This is a genomic window from Campylobacter sp. CNRCH_2014_2452, from assembly GCF_025772865.1.
Classification (GTDB): domain Bacteria; phylum Campylobacterota; class Campylobacteria; order Campylobacterales; family Campylobacteraceae; genus Campylobacter_D; species Campylobacter_D lari_D.
In genome coordinates, this window is the sequence record NZ_JAKMSX010000001.1 from 60,493 (window position 1) to 76,828 (window position 16,336).

The following is a 16,336-nucleotide window of genomic DNA, read 5'->3' on the forward strand; positions in this document are numbered from 1 at the left end:
AATTTCTGTTTTTTATTTTTTATTATTGTTTTTTTGATACATTTACATAAACTAAAAATTAAAAAAGGGAAATAATGAAAATTTTTGATATGGTAGTTATTGGCGCTGGCCCTGCAGGTATTGCAGCAGGAGTAGAAGCTAAAATAAAAAATAAAGAAGTTATTGTTTTAGAAAAAGCTGATGCGATTTGTCAAACCTTAGTAAAATTTTACAAAGAAGGTAAAAGAGTAGACAAAGCTTATAAAGGTTGTGATAGCACAAATCACGGGCATATAAATTTTGAAGATGGAACTAGAGAAAGTACGATAGAAACTTTCCAAAATGCTATCAAAGAGCATAATCTTGAAGTAAAGCTTTCTAGTGAAGTTGAAAGTGTTAAAAAAGATGGAGAAAATTTCATCGTTAGTACTGCAAATGAAAATTATATTTGTAAAAATGCAGTTATTGCCATAGGTAGAATGGGTAAGCCAAATAAACCAAGCTATACTTTACCTATAACTTTAACAAAAATCATCAATTTTAATGCAAATTCAACAAGCCAAGATGAAAAAATCTTAGTTGTAGGCGGTGGAAATTCAGCAGCAGAATACGCTATAGATTTAGCTAAAAATAACGATGTTACACTTTGCTATAGAAGAGAAACTTTCTCAAGATTAAACGATATTAATCTTGAAGATATTCAAAAAGCTTTTGAGCAAGGCAGTGTAAAAGCAAAACTCGGCATAGATATAACTGGTATTGAAGATGAAAATGGCAAAGCTAAAGTAAATTTCACTAACAATACAAGTGAAATTTATGATCGCATTATTTATGCTATTGGTGGTTCAACTCCACTTGATTTCTTACAAAAATGCTCTATAGAAGTTGATGAAAAAGGTGTGCCAAGCTTTGATGAAAACAAAGAAAGTAATGTAAAAGGATTATTTGTAGCAGGCGATATAGCGAGTAAAAACGGAGCTTCTATTGTAGTGGGTTTAAATGATTCATTTAAAATCTGCGATCATCTTTATAAATGCTAAAACTCTTTCAATATTCAAAAGGCTATCGTTATAATAATGATAGCCTTTTACTTTTTGACTTTTTATCTAAAAATAACTTAAAAGGAAATATCCTTGATATAGGATGTGGATGTGGAATTTTAGGACTTTTAGTAAAGCAAAAATTTCCAAATTCAAAAGTTTATCTACTAGATATTCAAGAGCAAAATATCAAACTAAGTTATAAAAATGCCAAAGAAAATAAACTTGAAATTCAAAGCATTTGCGAAGACTTTTTAAACTATAAAAGTGATATAAAATTTGATTTTTTAATCTCTAATCCTCCATTTTATAAAAAAAATACACAAAAAAGCCAAGATTTGCATTTATGTATATCAAGATATCAAGAATTTATGCCGCTTGAGAAGATGTTTGCTAAAATAAATACTTTAATCAAGCCAAATGGTAGTTTTTTTATGTGCTATGAGGCAAGTTTTTTAGATGAAATTTGTGCTTCTTTAAAGCAATTTAAATTAAAGCTAGTTTCTCTTCAATGCATTCACACCAATACACAAACTAATGCAAGGCTTGTTTTAATGCATATTAAAAAAAATAGTAAAAGCCCTTGTGTGATAATGCCTACGCTTTTTATGTATGAAAATAATGTTTTAAATCCAAAAATTAGCGAAATTTATGAAAATACAGGAACTATAAGCTATGATATGTGAAAAAAACTTTGATTATTCTTTTGATGAAAATGCTTGTAAAACATGCGGTGGAAAATGCTGCACTGGAGAAAGTGGATATATCTATGCTAGCAAAGAAGAGCTAGAAGCTATTGCTGCTTTTTTAAATTTAAGCTTTGAAGCCTTTAAAGAACAATACCTTATCAAAGTTGGATTTAAATATAGTTTTAAAGAAGTAAAGCATGAAAATGGCTATCGTTGTATTTTTTTTGATACAATGTATAAAAAATGTTTAATTTACAAGCATAGACCAAAACAATGTAAAACTTTTCCATTTTGGGAGTATTTTAAAACACACAAAGAGGAGTTGAAAGAAGAATGTATAGGGGTTTGCTTTCACTAATTATCGTTTTTATCCTAACAAACCTTGCTTTGGCTAAAAGCGAAGATAAAATCTTACAAGCACTCATTTATGAAGAACATGGACAGTTTCAAAAAGCATGTGATATTTATACAAATTTATTTCATGAAAATAATGAAAGTATCTATTTACAAAAAGCATTGCTTTTAGCTTTGGGTGCTAACTTAAAACAAAAAGATGAACTTTTAAAAGCCTCTAAAGAATTTTTAAATCATACAGCTATTGCAAGATTAAATGCTTTGCATTTTTTTGAAATAGGAGATTATAAACAAGCCGAAACTATACTTTATAAACTCATTAAAGAAGAGCAAGATTATAGAAACTATGAAATACTAGGTGATATTTTTGCTAAAAAAGCTTTATACACCAAAGCTTTAGAGCAATACAATCTTGCTTATAAGCTTTTTGAACATGAAAATTTATTACTTAAAATAGTTGAAATTAATATTAAAAATAAAAATATCGATCAAGCTAAAAAAGCTTTAGAAGAATTTGTAAAAAATTCACAATGCACTCTTAAAACATGCACCCTACTTTTAAAAATTTATCAAGAGCAAAAAAACAATAAGGCAAGCATTCAAACCCTTGAAAAACTATATAAACTCAACAATGATATTAAATATATATATGCTATGATAGAATTACTAGTGCAAGAAAAAAATTATAAACAAGCTCTAAATTTAGTCCAACAATACAACATAGATCCTGATACTAAAATTTTCTTATATACACAAACAAAAAATTATAAAAAAGCTTACGAAATAGCTTTAAAACATTATGAACTTAGCAAAGATAAAAAATACCTTTCTATGGCAGGGGTTTTAGAATTTGAAATTTATATGGATTCTAAAAGTAAAAAAATCACGGATCCAAAAATTCTAGCTTCTATTATGAAAAAATTTGAACAAAGTGTAGATGTGCGTAGCGATGCTTTATATCAAAACTACTATGGCTATGCCTTAATCGAATATGATATTGATATTGCAAAAGGCATAGAATTAGTAGGCTGGGCACTTGAACAAGAACCACAAAATCTTTACTACCTAGACTCTTTAGCTTGGGGCTATTATAAACTTAAAAATTGCAAAAAAGCTTATGAAATTTTACAAAAAACATTCCACGATAAAGAATTTGCAAATTCCCAAGAAAGCAAAGATCACTTAAAGGCCATTGAAAAATGTTTAAAACAATAGATTTAAAAGATCATTTTTCAAAAACACAAAAAATTCTAGAAAATAAAAAAGAAATTTTTCCTTATGATATGCTGGGCAGAAGCCTAGCTTCTAATGCTTTTTATCCTAAAGATATTTACACACTTTTGCTTGAAAGAAAACTTTCGCATTTTTTATACTCCAAAGATTTAAATTTTAATCATGAAAATTTTGATGCTATCGTTTTACCAACAAGTCCTTTGCTTAATCAAGACATACAAAATTTAAGTCTTTTTAGACGCTATCATGACAAACCCATTGTGCAATTTGACTTTATTTTTGATGAATATCAAATTTTGGAAAGCTTGGTATATGGAGCTGATGCGTTTATTGTATTTCCTAAAATACTAAAAACTATGCAACTAAAAAAACTTTATAGTTTTGCAATACATCTTGGCTTAGAGGCCATTTTTTATATTGAAAGCAAAAGCGATCTTAATAATGCTATTTTAGCAGGAGCTAGAATTTTTTTATTAGAAGATGAAAAGCTATTACCTTTGATACCAAAAAATAAAGCTCTTATAAGTAAAAATATCAAAAATCTACATGCTTGCATAAAGGAGAGTTGATGGAGTATTTATACGCACCTTGGAGAGATGTTTATTTTAATAATAAAGATAAAAATTTTTGTCCTTTTTGTCATTGTAAGTATGAACTCAATGAAGATGAAAAACTTGGGGTAATTTTTAGAGCTAAAGAATGTTTTGGCATTATGAATAAATACCCTTATAGTCCGGGTCATTTCATGATTATCCCTTATGATCATTTAGAAAATATAGAAGATTTAAATAATGATACATGGCTAGAAATTAGCCATTTTGTGCGTATTGGAGTTAAAATTTTAAAAGAAAACTTTCATGCCAAGGGTGTTAATATAGGTATGAATTTAGGCAGTGCAGCAGGAGCTGGCATAGCGCCGCATTGTCATTATCATTTAATCCCAAGATGGCAAGGGGATACAAATTTTATCACTACCATAGGACAAACTAGAGTTTGTGGGAGTGATTTGGGAAAAGTTTATACCACCTTATACAAAGCTTTTAAAGATTATGTATAAAGAAGTTGATTTTGAAAATTTTTTAAAATTTAATTTTGATCTTTTAATTGATGTAAGAAGTCCCAAAGAATACAAACTTGCTCATATAAAATCTGCGCAAAATTACTACGCATTAAATGATAATGAATTTGAAGAAATAGGCACACTTTATAAGAAAAATAAAGGCTTAGCTAAAGCAAAAGGTGCAAGTTATATTTGTAAAAATATGAGTGAACATATTAATAAACTTTATCAAAATTATAAAATAGGTTCTTTGGTGGGAATTTATTGTGCAAGAGGTGGTAAAAGATCAAAAGCTATTGCTTTAATCTTGGCTGAACTTGGTTATAGAGTTGTAAGATTAGAAGGTGGATACAAGGCCTATAGAAGTTATGTGAGTGAGTTTTTTAGGAAAGATTTAAATATTGAGTTTTTATGTCTTTGTGGTAATACGGCAAGCGGTAAAAGTGATTTAATCGAAACTTTAAATAATGCTTTAAATTTAGAAAAACTAGCTAACCACCAAGGATCAAGTTTTGGTAAAATTTATGGAGAACAACCAAGCCAAAAAGCCTTTGAAGATAAGTTGTTTTATTTTTTAAAAGATTATACTCACAAAACTTGTTTTATAGAAGCTGAAAGCAGACAAATTGGAAATTTAACTATCCCGCTAAATTTATATAATAGTATGCAAAAAGCTAAGAAAATTTGGTGCGAGTGTGATATAAATTTACGCATTCAAAGAGTTTTAAAAAACTATACTCCAATGGATAAAAAAGTATTTTATCAATGCGTTGAAAAAATATCACCTTATATCAGCAAGGATTTTAAATTAAGACTTTGTAAAAATTATGAAGAAAATAATTTAGAACTTTGTGTAAAAATGCTTTTTGAATATTATGATAAAGTATATAAAAAACCTGCAAAAATTGATTATTTTATAAATAGCTCTAATTTAAATGAAGCTAAAAAATATCTTATGAGTTTAAACTCATAAGATTATATTTACAAAAATTACAAAAATAATACTTGAAAGAATTCCAGCAACTGGTAAAGTAATAACCCAAGCTAAACCAATAGGTTTCATCATACCCCATTTAGCATCTTTATTAAACACCCCTATACCCAAAATAGCGCCGATTAAAATATGGGTTGAGCTAACTGGAATTCCAAGTTGAGTTGCTAAAAGTATAACAATACTTGCACCAAGTTCAGCACTAAAGCCTGTTGTTGGCTTAATTTCTGCTAGTTTTGAACCAACAGTTTGAATAACTTCTTTACCTAAAAACCAAAGTCCAATAACCAAAGCTATACCAAACATAAGCATTACAGCAAATGGCACTGGCGAACTTGGATTAATGGTATTATTTTTAAGCACATCTAAAATCGCAGCAAATGGTCCAAGAGCATTAGCTATATCATTAGCTCCATGCGAAAAAGCAAAACTAGAAGCAGTAAAAATTTGAAACCACGAAAAAATCTTTTCTATAGTTTTATTTACTTCAGTTTTTTTCATCAATCTTACAACAGCCAAAGTAACTATATAAGCAAAAATAGAAATAATAGAAACTATCCATAAATTCTGCACCATATCTAAAGTAGAAACTTTATTTAAACCTTTAAATAAAAACATTGACGCTATTATTAAAGCAGCTATCCCTGCAACCAAAGGAACATGAAATTTCATTTTAGAAAAAACATCTATATTTTTTTCTTTTTCTTTTAATTCTTTAATTTTTAACTTATATTCACTTCTTTTTTCATCATCATCTAAAACAATGGCACTTAATTCTTTAATTTGCTCTTCTTGACTTTTGTTTTTTAAATTGATAAAAAAATTTTCTTTAAACTCCTTTTTTTCTTTTTTAATTTCTTTTATTTGCATATTAATCAAAGCCGAAGGTTGAAGTATTTTTTTATAAATATAAGCATAAATTAAATACGCCACAAGTCCACCAAGTAAAGGAGAAATAACCCAACTCATAGCTATTTTATAAATACCATTCCAATTTACCATAGAAAAAGCTTGGTCTTGATCAAAAAATACAAACCCCATAGCTATACTTGAACCTACAATACCACCTATAATGCTATGAGTAGTAGAAACTGGAAGTCCTTTTTTTGTTGCTATAAATAACCAAATACCTGAACTTAGCAAAGCTGAAAGCATTACACATACAAACACCATAGGATCAACACTATCTGGTAAAACTACTATACCACTTCTTATAGTATTAGTTACTTCCCCACCTGCAAACACAGCTCCACTTAATTCAAATACTGCTGCAATAATTAAAGCTTGCTTAATAGTAACTGTCTTAGCTCCCACGCTAGTGCCAAATGAATTTGCAACATCATTACCACCAACATTAAAGGCCATAAAAATTCCAAATACACTAGCAAGAATAAATAATATCATGGAATTATTAGGAATATAATTATAACCCCAAACAAAAAAACACAAAACGCTTACAATAAAAATAAAAAATGCAATGGTATTGTCTTTACTCAAGCATTCTCCTTAAGAAATTATTTTAAGAATATTTTAGTAACTTTTACTTATTTTTTTCTTTGATTTGTAAAAATTGTAAAGCAGATTTTACTGCTTGCATATAACTTTGTAAGTTTATTTTTTCATTTTTATAAGCCTTATCATAAGCTGTTCCATGATCAACACTAGTTCGAATTATGGGTAAATTTAAACTCGCATTAATGCTTTTATCAAAATATAAAGCTTTTAAAGGTGCTAAGGCTAAATCATGATACATACTGACTAAATACTTGCATTTACTTAATGCAAAAGGAGTAAAAGCACTATCGGCCACTAAAGGCTCACTTAAAAAAATATTTTCCTTATAAGAAAACTCTTTTTCTTTTTGACTTAAAAAATATTCATTTTCTAAATTTTGTAAATTTAATGCATGATCTTTTAAAAATACATTTGCCATTCTTATAGCCTTTTTTATTTCTTGCTCTTCCTCTCCACCTATTACGCCATTATCGCTTGCATGAGGATTAAAACCCAAAACTCCAATTTTTTCAAATAAAGTGCATTGATAAAAATTAATTAAAAATTTCGCAAGTTCAAAAGCCTTAATTTCTTTATAAACATCTCTTAAAGGCATATGCTCAGTATATAAAGCCACAAAAAGCTCATCACACCCTAACATCATAATAGCATCTTGTTTGAAAAAATCTCTTAGTGCTTCAGTATGACCTTTATAGCTCACTCCTGCCATTTGCCAAGTTTTTTTATTAATCGGTAAAGTTACTAAAGCATCTAAAAATAAATGCGTGCAATAACTAGCTCCTTCAAAACTTAAAAAAGAATAAGCTCCACTTTTAGCGTCTAAATTTGCAGGATTTAACTCAAAATCAAAATCAATAATTTTATTAGCTTGATATGAAAACTCATAAATTAAAAAATTTTCTTTTTCTTCTTTAAAGGCAAAATGTGGTTTTGAAGCATTAGAAATTTCAACTAAATTGATTTTAGATTTAGGATTTATTTTTAAAAGTTTATTTGCTTTTTGAAATAATTCATAATGCACAAAATAATATGGCTCACAAATTTTTACTAGCTCATCATGACAAGATAATAAAATTTGCATACCTATACCATTTAAATCTCCTATACTAATAGCAATTTTTTTCATCTTTTAATCAAAGCTTTCATTTGCAATATAGCTTTTTCTAAGCCTACAAAAACCGATCTTGCTACTATGCTTTGACCTATATTTAACTCTTCTATTTCTAAAATATCCACAATATTTTTTACATTTTTATAATTAAGCCCATGACCAGCTGCCACTCTTAAATTTAAACCCTTAGCCAAACTCGCACTTTGTTTTAATCTTTGGAGTTCATTTTCTAAAAGCTTTTTGAGTTCATTTTTACTTAAAATTAATTCAGGCAATGCATAAGAAGTTTGATTGATATTGGTATATAATGCATTATAAATATTAGCATACAATCCTGTATGAAGCTCTATAAAATCAGCATTTAAAGAAGATGATTTATTAATATCTTCTAAATTTGGATCAATAAATAAAGAAACTTCAATTTGCTCTTGTTTTAAAGCATTAATGGCTTCTTGTAGTTTTTTATTGTCTAAATTTAAACCACCTTCTGTTGTAAGCTCTTGTCTTTTTTCAGGTACTAAAGTAACGCGCGAGGGTTTGTATTTTAAAGCATATTCTATCATATCAATAGAGCATTCTAAATTCACTACACACTTGCAGTATTTTAAGATATTTTCTAAATCAAACTCATTAGCATGACGACGATCTTCTCTTACATGGATAGTGATTTGATCAGCTAAATTTGCACTCAAAAACGCAGCTTCAAGCAAATCAGGATCATTTACTTTTCTAGCTTCTCTTAAAACTGCTATATGATCGATATTAACCCCTAAAAGCATAAGTTTTCCTTATAAGTTTTTTGCTATTATACTTTAAATTTTTTAAGGAGAGCTAGTGCTAGGTATTGATATGGGTTCAAATACATTGAGAGCTGTTTTGATGGATGAGAATTTTAATAAATTAAAAAGCGAAGAATTTATCATAGGAGCAGCTAAAAATATGCAAAATGACACCATTAGTGATGAAGCTATAGAAAGAATTTTTAGCGCTTTGAAAATCTTAAAAGAAAAAAATTATAACTTAAGTCAAGCTAAAGCAGTCGCCACAGCTGCTTTTAGAAAAGCAAAAAATACTAAGCTTATTTTTGAAAAAATTCAAAAAGAATTTAAACTTGATATAAAATTAATCGATGCAAAAACCGAAGCAAAACTAAGCATTTTAGGTATGCAAGAGCGTCTTAAAGCTCTTAAACTTTTTAGAAAAGACTTAAGTTATTGTGATTTGGGCGGTGCTTCTTGTGAAATTTCAAATGATAAATTTAGCAAAAGTTATGATTTTGGAATCATTAGTTTTTATGAAAGAATGCATTTTAAAGCCATAAAACCAAGTGTTTATGTAAGATTTTTTAAAAAATATCCACAAAATCTTGTGCGTATTAAAGATGAAAAATTAAAAATTCATCTAAGCCCCTACCCTGCGCATTTAAAGCAACTTGCCTTAAAAGCTTTTAATCTTAGTAAAGATATAAAATTAAAAGGAAATTTTTTCATACTAAATTCAGGAGTACCTACCACACTTTGTGCTTATAAACAAAACATAAAATACAAAGACTACCTAGAAGAAAGTGTAAATGGTAAAATACTCAAACGCAAAGATTTTTTTGATTTTGCATTAAAAATTTGGAATTTAGAACAAGAAAAAGCTAAAATTTATCTTGGAGAAAATAGAAAAAAATACCTCATAGCAGGCTCAATGATACTTTTTGCTTTATTTAATAAGCAAAAGCTCATTGTGATTGATGATGGTGTTAGAGAAGGTGTGTGTATAGCACATTTTAAAAATATCAAATTTTAAAGGAGAAAAAATGAGTTTAAAAGATCAAATTTTAGAAGATATCAAAGAAGCTATGCGTAATAAAGATGATTTTAAAAGAAACACTTTAAGAACACTTAATGCTAGCTTTAAACAAATAGAAGTTGATGAGAGAATCACACTTAATGATGAAAGAATATATAAAATCATTGCGAGTGAGATTAAAAAACGAAATGAAGCTGCACTTGCTTTTAGCAAAGGTTCTAGAGAAGATTTAGCACAAAAGGAACTCCAAGAAGTAGCTATTTTAAGTGCTTATTTACCAAAACAACTTAGCGATGAGGAATTAGAAAGTGAGCTAAAAAAACTTATAGAAAAATTACAAATTAGCTCTTTAAAAGAACAAGGTATTTTGATGAAAGAAGCTAAAGCGGCTTTTGGTGCAAGCGTTGATGGTAAAAGACTTAATGAAATGGTAAGAAAGCTTTTAGCATGAAAAAAGTTTTAACACTTTGCGCCTTAGCTTTAAGCTCTTTTGCTTATACTCAATATGAATTACATCCTAGTTTTAAAGCTTATTTTAAAGACTGCTCTTTATTAATGGATAAATATTATTATATTAATTGTTATGATTATAATTATAAAGGCACTAAAGCAATTGCTTATAAACTAGAAGCTAAAATTTTAAATCAAGGACACATCAAAAAACGCCCAAAATTTAAAGATGATACCAATATTCCTAAAAAGTATAGAACTTATTGGGAGGATTATCTAAGAAGTGGTTATACAAGAGGACATGTCGTGCCAAATCAATCCATGAATGCAACCCCACAAGCCCAACTTAGCACTTTTTTAATGAGCAATATCACTCCGCAAAAAAAAGATATTAATGCAGAAATTTGGAATGAAATCGAACAAAGAGAAAGATATTTAGCAAAGAAAAATAAAGAATTAGAAGTCTTAAATTTAGTACTTTATGATGATAAGCCAAAACGCATTAAAAACAACATAGCCATTCCTAGTTTTTATATCAAAATTCTTAAGGCTAAAAATTTCAGCGAATGTTATAAAGTGCCAAATAATGATAATTTTGCAAGATTTGATAGAAATTATTTTAAGGAAGATTGTAAAAAATATATTGATTAAACTAGAAGCAACAAGGCTTCTAGTTTAGTTTTTACTCAACCTCAGCATCGATTACATCATCGTCTTTTTTCTTTTGAGCGTTTGGTTCTTCTTTTTTATACATATTTTCTGCTAATTTATGAGAAACTTCACTTAAAGCTTTCATTTTGCCTTCGATTTCTTCTTTAGAAGCATTAGCATTTTTCAATGTCTCTTTTAACTCATCTAAAGCTTTTTGAATATTTGCTTTATCATCATCACCTACTTTATCTCCAAGCTCACTTAAAGATTTTTCTACTTGATGTACCAAACTATCAGCAGCATTTCTAGCTTCTACTGCTTCTTTGCGTTTTCTATCTTCTTCTTTGTGAAGCTCTGCATCTTTTACCATATTATTGATTTCTTCTTCACTTAATCCACTTGAACCTGTGATTTTAATCTCTTGAGCCTTACCTGTAGCTTTATCTTTTGCACTAACTGTTAAAATACCATTTGCATCAATATCAAAAGTTACTTCAATTTGTGGCATACCACGAGGTGCTGGTGGAATTCCTTCAAGATTGAAATTTCCTAAAGATTTATTATCACGGCTAAATTCTCTCTCACCTTGTAAAACATTGATAGTAACTGCGCTTTGATTATCTTCAGCAGTTGAGAAAACTTGCTCTTTTTTAGTTGGTATAGTTGTACCTTTTTCGATGATTTTAGTCATCACACCACCTAAAGTTTCAATACCTAAAGAAAGCGGAGTAACATCAAGCAATAATACATCTTTAACATCACCTTTAATAACCGCACCTTGAATCGCCGCTCCAATTGCAACAACTTCATCAGGATTTACTGATTTATTAAGCTCTTTTCCAAAGGCTTTTTTAACTTCTTCTTGTACTAGTGGAACACGAGTAGAACCACCCACCATAACGATTTCTTTTACTTCACTTTTATCAAGTCCTGCATCTTTTACTACTTCGTTAATTTTACTAATAGTTTCAGCAACTAAACCATCAATCATACTTTCAAATTTAGCTCTTGTTAGAGTTTTAGTTAAGTGTTTTGGGCCACTTGCATCAGCTGTGATAAATGGTAAATTAATATTAGTTTCATTAGCTGAACTTAATTCTTTTTTAGCATTTTCAGCTGCTTCTTTTAATCTTTGTAAAGCCATTACATCGTTTTTAAGATCAATACCTGTTTCATCTTTAAACTCATTTGCTAAAAAGTCGATTAATTTATTATCAAAATCATCACCGCCTAAAAATGCATTACCGCCTGTTGCTAAAACTTCTACAACATTATCACCTGTTTCAAGCACAGTAACATCAAATGTACCACCACCTAAATCATAAACTACAATTTTTTCACTTTCTTTTTTATCAAGTCCGTAAGCTAAAGCTGCTGCAGTTGGTTCGTTGATAATTCTTAATACATTCAACCCTGCAATTTGTCCTGCTTCTTTTGTAGCTTTTCTTTGTGCATCATTAAAATACGCTGGAACAGTAATAACCGCATCTTCTACTTTTTCACCCAAGAAAGCTTCTGCATCTTCTTTTAATTTCATTAAAACTTTTGCTGAAATTTCTTGTGGAGTATAAATTTTACCTGCTATTTCAATCGCACAAGCCCCATTTCTCTCTGTGATATGATAAGGTAAGCGATTTTTAGCTTCTTTTGCTGCTTCTTCATTGATCATCAAACCCATAATTCTTTTTATAGAATAAATAGTTTTTTCAGGATTAGTCACAGCTTGACGCTTAGCGCTATCTCCAACTAAAACTTCTCCCTTATCTGTAAAAGCAACTACTGAAGGAGTAGTGTTTTTACCTTCTTTATTTGGGATAACTTTACTCTCGCCTCTTTCATATACACTCACACAAGAATTTGTTGTACCTAAATCTATACCTATAACTTTTGCCATTTTTTATCCTTTTTATTAAATTTTATTTTGCAACACTAACTTTTGCTGATCTAATTACTCTATCATTCATCATATAGCCCTTTTGTAAAAGTTGGACAATATGATTACTTTCATGATCGGCGCTTTCAACATGAAACATCGCTTCATGTAAATTTGGATCAAACTCACCATTTGCTTCTATTGCTTTAACCATATGTTTTTCAAGTTTTTTCAAAAGCAAGTCTAAAGTGTTTTGAACCCCTTCTTTTATTTTCAAACTTAATTCATCATTAGCTTCTACATTAATAGCCGCCTCTAATGCATCAACTACATCAAGCAAATCTTTAGCAAAACTTTCATTTGCATAAATTGTTGCTGAAATTTTTTCTTTTTCCATTCTTTTTTTGATATTTTCAAATTCAGCATTTGCTCTTAAATAAGTATCTTTTAACTCATTATACTCTGCTTGAAGTTTTTCTAATTCATTGTTTTGATTTTCTGAATTTTCCACTGCTTCTTCTTGCATTTGCTCATTTTGCTTTTCTTCGCTCACGCAGCCTCCTTTATAATATTTAACATTGTTTTAAAATCAGAATACACACTACCAGCAAAAACCACATTAGATTCTTTGCCTAAAAATGTACTCTTAAGCTTTAATCCCATAAAACCCTCTTCAAATAAAGGATCAAATTGCAATTTATCGTTAAAATAAAATCCAATTTGAGGAGATAAAAGCTTAGCAAATTCATCATTTTGATAAATTTGATAAGCTTTACTCTCATTATATCTATAATAAACCATAGCTTCTTTTAGCATAGTTATTTTTTCCAATAACTCTTTAAACTCAACTCTAAAAGCTAAATTTTCAATACTTTTTAGATCAAGCCCTATAAGTCTTTGTAAGAAAACCAGACTATCTTGGCTAAATCTTAAAACCAACTCATTTTGTCCAAAATCAAGTATGATAAATTTATCATTAACCTTGGTAATATCTTGCAAAATAAGCTCATCGCCACCATAAACTAAGGTATAAATTTCAAACTTATCAAGCAAAAACTCCAACAATGCAAGATCGTTAATCACAATCTCATCTTCGCAAAGTTGCTCATACCAATAAGCCTTCATAGCACTAAAAGTTGGTATGCGACCACTGCTAATATGAAGTTGCGTTAATACACCCTCATCGCTTAATTTTTTAAAATAAACTCTTATAGTAGAAGCAGGTATGCTAACTTTATGATTTAACTCATTAGAACCCACAGGGTTATTACCCTCTAGATAGGTTTCAATGATAGTTTTTAAAATTAAATCTTTTTTACTATAAGACTTCACTATAAAACCTTAAATTTTTTATTTTAGCACTCAATGTTTTTAAGTGACAAAATAATTATACAACTTTAGTATAATAATGTCAAGTTATTTTTAAATAAAAATATTTAAAATTATTTAGTCTATATAACTAAAGTTTATTTAGCCATTTATATATAATATATAAAAACTTATTTTTCAGTTTTTTTAAAAGAAAAGATAATATAATTGCGTCTAGCAATATTTTTTAAAAGGTTTATAATAATGAAAAATCTTACTTTAAGAGAAAAGCAAGATCTTGAAGCTTATGTGTTTTCCAATATAGAAAGAAAAAAAATGGCTTTAAGTAGAATTTTAAAGTTATATTATTTAAGATTTTTTAGATTAGTTTTTTAATTTATATTTTCTCATACCCTCTTTTGTGAAAGATAAGTCTTTAAAATCAGGGGATGAGATTAACTCCATACAAGTTTTATCCAAATTTTCTATTCCACTTACTTGCATACTAGCTTGCAAATTTTCATCTAAATATAAATCAAAAATTACACAAGCTTGATTATTGACCTTGTAGAGAATTTTTCCACCTTTTTTCTCATCTAGTTCATACGCTTGTAATTTATCATTTTTACTCATTTTTTTAATTTCATTTGCAAAAGATTGATGTAAGGTATAATAAATCATAAAATCGCGCATAATATTTTTAATATCAGCAATTTCTTTTCTTAGTTTTGATAAATCTTTAGTGTATAAACTTATAAATTGCGTATTTAAGTATTCATTTAGACTTTTTTCGTTTAATTTTTCACACAATGGATAAATTTTAACCACGAAAGCCTTATCTTTAGCAAGTACTATATCCACACAAGCTTGCTTGTTTTGTTTGTATTCTAAAAATAAAGCTTGACTAGAGCTTAAATTTAGCGTGTTTTGTTTATTATAAGCAAAATCACTTAAATCTTCATAGATATTTGCATAAGAAAAAATTCCTATAAAAAGCAATAATAAATTTTTCATTCAAATAAATCTTTATGATGAATTTTTAAGTACTCCACTACTTCTAAAATCTCATCAACTCCTTCTTTTTGGGTATTTTGACAAACCTCATCAATACAATCAATATAAACTCCAATTGCTTTTTCTAATTTTGTTCTTTTTACCCCAGTAAACAAGAGCATTGCTTCTAAAACTATGCTTAATTCATATTGTAAATTTTCTATTTCTTCTTTAAAATCATGATTTGTTTTCATTATTTTCCTTTAATTCTTTGCTTTTAATCAAATCTACAAATTGTGCTTTTATAAAATCATAATTAGAGCTATCTTTATACGCAGCAAACAATCCTCCGCTAGCATTTTTATGCCCTCCCCCATTGACCAAACTTTTAGCCATCAAACTCACATCGATTTTATTATTTGCTCTAAAACTTAAGGTTTTTCTCGAACTAAGATCAACAAAAAAATCAAAATCAGGATTTTGCATTAAAAAATCATTTCCAATTACGGAAGTATTGCCTATATTTGAAGTTAATAAACCTTTACTTCCTTTATAAAATACACTAAATTTTTCTTTATTTACACTTAGTCTTTCTACCACAAATTTTGAAATTAAATTGCTTAAGGTATCATCATTTTCTTTTTTAAAAAAAGATTTTTTTAAGCCATGCAAATCATCATCTAAATTAATATGAGCATTTTTTTGATGAATGTATTTTCTACAAACATCAAAAAGATAAAAAAGATATTTGATATTTTCTTGTGCAAACATTACCCTATTGATTTCTTTTGCTCCAGAAACCATACCAAGCAGTACTTTTCCAAGTTCAAAATTCTCATCTTCACTCAACCAAATATCTACTGCATTTACCACATCCACAAATTCTGACAAAGCCTTATTTTCACCATAACATTTACTAAAAAAATCATAAACAATCTTAGTAGCACATCTTTTATCATCTAAAAAATACCAAGGATATTTTTGCATACATTCTAAGCCACTTTGATGATGATCTAAAAGTAAAAGTTTGATTTTTTTGCCTTCTATGGCTTTTTGAAAATCTTCACATTGACTTAATGTTAAATTTAAATCCGTGATTAAAATCACAAATTCTTCATTAGGATTTTGCTTTAAATCTTCCTCTATATTTTTAAAAATCACATTAAAATTTTCATTAATCTCTTTACCATAATTAGAATTATAAAAATAACAATTCTTAAAATAAAAATCTAGCACATACTGACAAGTATAGCCATCTAAATCCGTATGTGAAAGATGATAAATTTTCATAT

At 28.4% G+C, this 16,336-nt stretch carries 20 protein-coding genes; 11 read left to right on the forward strand and 9 right to left on the reverse strand.

Annotation, left to right across the window (positions count from 1 at the left end; translation table 11 throughout):
* The first annotated feature begins 74 nt into the window (after positions 1-74).
* Genes L8X38_RS00265 through mnmH form a run of 7 tightly spaced genes read left to right on the forward strand, consistent with a single transcriptional unit; the run spans position 75 to position 5,328 of the window.
* Positions 75-1,019, forward strand: coding sequence for an NAD(P)-binding domain-containing protein (locus L8X38_RS00265; protein WP_263660070.1), 945 nt, complete (start codon positions 75-77; stop codon positions 1,017-1,019).
* Entirely contained in the window at positions 1,013-1,705 is a 693-nt protein-coding gene (locus L8X38_RS00270; protein ID WP_263660941.1) for a tRNA1(Val) (adenine(37)-N6)-methyltransferase, read from the forward strand. The genes L8X38_RS00265 and L8X38_RS00270 overlap by 7 nt, the downstream gene beginning before the upstream one ends.
* Complete coding sequence (locus tag L8X38_RS00275; RefSeq protein WP_263660942.1) at positions 1,695-2,066, forward strand: YkgJ family cysteine cluster protein; 372 nt, start codon at positions 1,695-1,697, stop codon at positions 2,064-2,066. The genes L8X38_RS00270 and L8X38_RS00275 overlap by 11 nt, the downstream gene beginning before the upstream one ends.
* Positions 2,042-3,277 carry a tetratricopeptide repeat protein gene (locus L8X38_RS00280; RefSeq protein WP_220567118.1) on the forward strand — a complete coding sequence of 412 codons (1,236 nt, stop codon included), beginning with the start codon at positions 2,042-2,044 and terminating at the stop codon, positions 3,275-3,277. Before L8X38_RS00275 ends, L8X38_RS00280 begins: the two co-directional genes overlap by 25 nt.
* The gene (locus L8X38_RS00285; protein WP_263660943.1) at positions 3,262-3,864 is read left to right on the forward strand and encodes an indole-3-glycerol-phosphate synthase TrpC; all 603 of its coding nucleotides are present in this window, start codon (positions 3,262-3,264) and stop codon (positions 3,862-3,864) included. The genes L8X38_RS00280 and L8X38_RS00285 overlap by 16 nt, the downstream gene beginning before the upstream one ends.
* On the forward strand, positions 3,864-4,352 hold the full coding sequence (locus L8X38_RS00290; protein ID WP_263660944.1) for an HIT family protein: 489 nt from the start codon (positions 3,864-3,866) through the stop codon (positions 4,350-4,352). Before L8X38_RS00285 ends, L8X38_RS00290 begins: the two co-directional genes overlap by 1 nt.
* Positions 4,345-5,328 carry a tRNA 2-selenouridine(34) synthase MnmH gene (mnmH, locus tag L8X38_RS00295; RefSeq protein WP_263659103.1) on the forward strand — a complete coding sequence of 328 codons (984 nt, stop codon included), beginning with the start codon at positions 4,345-4,347 and terminating at the stop codon, positions 5,326-5,328. The genes L8X38_RS00290 and mnmH overlap by 8 nt, the downstream gene beginning before the upstream one ends.
* Here the strand turns inward: mnmH and L8X38_RS00300 are convergent.
* From L8X38_RS00300 to L8X38_RS00310, 3 genes are read right to left on the reverse strand one after another with little or no spacing between them, the layout of a single operon-like run.
* Positions 5,323-6,843, reverse strand: a complete 1,521-nt coding sequence (locus L8X38_RS00300; RefSeq protein ID WP_133318806.1) for an inorganic phosphate transporter — start codon at positions 6,841-6,843, stop codon at positions 5,323-5,325. The two genes, mnmH and L8X38_RS00300, sit on opposite strands and share 6 nt — an antisense overlap.
* 43 nt (positions 6,844-6,886) lie before the next feature.
* Positions 6,887-7,987 (reverse strand): 4-hydroxythreonine-4-phosphate dehydrogenase, encoded by a 1,101-nt coding sequence (gene pdxA / locus L8X38_RS00305; protein ID WP_263660945.1) that lies wholly within the window; start codon positions 7,985-7,987, stop codon positions 6,887-6,889.
* Positions 7,984-8,751, reverse strand: a complete 768-nt coding sequence (locus L8X38_RS00310; RefSeq protein WP_263660947.1) for a pyridoxine 5'-phosphate synthase — start codon at positions 8,749-8,751, stop codon at positions 7,984-7,986. The genes pdxA and L8X38_RS00310 overlap by 4 nt, the downstream gene beginning before the upstream one ends.
* 55 nt (positions 8,752-8,806) lie before the next feature.
* Here L8X38_RS00310 and L8X38_RS00315 point away from each other — a divergent pair, with 55 nt between their 5' ends.
* The 3 genes from L8X38_RS00315 to L8X38_RS00325 are packed head-to-tail and all read left to right on the forward strand — an operon-like array spanning position 8,807 to position 10,870.
* On the forward strand, positions 8,807-9,766 hold the full coding sequence (locus L8X38_RS00315; protein WP_263660948.1) for a Ppx/GppA family phosphatase: 960 nt from the start codon (positions 8,807-8,809) through the stop codon (positions 9,764-9,766).
* Between the two features lie 10 nt (positions 9,767-9,776).
* Positions 9,777-10,220 (forward strand): GatB/YqeY domain-containing protein, encoded by a 444-nt coding sequence (locus L8X38_RS00320; protein ID WP_263660949.1) that lies wholly within the window; start codon positions 9,777-9,779, stop codon positions 10,218-10,220.
* Positions 10,217-10,870: a DNA/RNA non-specific endonuclease gene (locus tag L8X38_RS00325; protein WP_258107532.1), complete on the forward strand. Its 654-nt coding sequence runs from the start codon at positions 10,217-10,219 to the stop codon at positions 10,868-10,870. The genes L8X38_RS00320 and L8X38_RS00325 overlap by 4 nt, the downstream gene beginning before the upstream one ends.
* Positions 10,871-10,901: 31 nt before the next feature.
* On the opposite strand, the gene dnaK is transcribed toward L8X38_RS00325, so the two are convergent.
* From dnaK to L8X38_RS00340, 3 genes are read right to left on the reverse strand one after another with little or no spacing between them, the layout of a single operon-like run.
* Complete coding sequence (gene dnaK, locus L8X38_RS00330; protein ID WP_114640400.1) at positions 10,902-12,764, reverse strand: molecular chaperone DnaK; 1,863 nt, start codon at positions 12,762-12,764, stop codon at positions 10,902-10,904.
* A gap of 22 nt (positions 12,765-12,786) precedes the next feature.
* A complete protein-coding gene (gene grpE, locus L8X38_RS00335) occupies positions 12,787-13,296 on the reverse strand; it encodes a nucleotide exchange factor GrpE (protein ID WP_114640401.1) in 510 nt (169 codons plus the stop codon).
* Positions 13,293-14,075, reverse strand: a complete 783-nt coding sequence (locus tag L8X38_RS00340) for an HrcA family transcriptional regulator (RefSeq protein WP_258107533.1) — start codon at positions 14,073-14,075, stop codon at positions 13,293-13,295. The genes grpE and L8X38_RS00340 overlap by 4 nt, the downstream gene beginning before the upstream one ends.
* 240 nt (positions 14,076-14,315) lie before the next feature.
* On the opposite strand from L8X38_RS00340, the gene L8X38_RS00345 reads away from it, so the two are divergent.
* Positions 14,316-14,447: a hypothetical protein gene (locus L8X38_RS00345; protein WP_256374638.1), complete on the forward strand. Its 132-nt coding sequence runs from the start codon at positions 14,316-14,318 to the stop codon at positions 14,445-14,447.
* On the opposite strand, the gene L8X38_RS00350 is transcribed toward L8X38_RS00345, so the two are convergent.
* The 3 genes from L8X38_RS00350 to L8X38_RS00360 are packed head-to-tail and all read right to left on the reverse strand — an operon-like array spanning position 14,436 to position 16,334.
* Positions 14,436-15,065 carry a hypothetical protein gene (locus L8X38_RS00350; protein WP_263660950.1) on the reverse strand — a complete coding sequence of 210 codons (630 nt, stop codon included), beginning with the start codon at positions 15,063-15,065 and terminating at the stop codon, positions 14,436-14,438. The genes L8X38_RS00345 and L8X38_RS00350 overlap by 12 nt on opposite strands.
* Positions 15,062-15,298 carry a hypothetical protein gene (locus L8X38_RS00355; RefSeq protein WP_263660951.1) on the reverse strand — a complete coding sequence of 79 codons (237 nt, stop codon included), beginning with the start codon at positions 15,296-15,298 and terminating at the stop codon, positions 15,062-15,064. The genes L8X38_RS00350 and L8X38_RS00355 overlap by 4 nt, the downstream gene beginning before the upstream one ends.
* Positions 15,282-16,334, reverse strand: coding sequence for a DHH family phosphoesterase (locus L8X38_RS00360; protein WP_263660952.1), 1,053 nt, complete (start codon positions 16,332-16,334; stop codon positions 15,282-15,284). The genes L8X38_RS00355 and L8X38_RS00360 overlap by 17 nt, the downstream gene beginning before the upstream one ends.
* Positions 16,335-16,336: the final 2 nt, after the last annotated feature.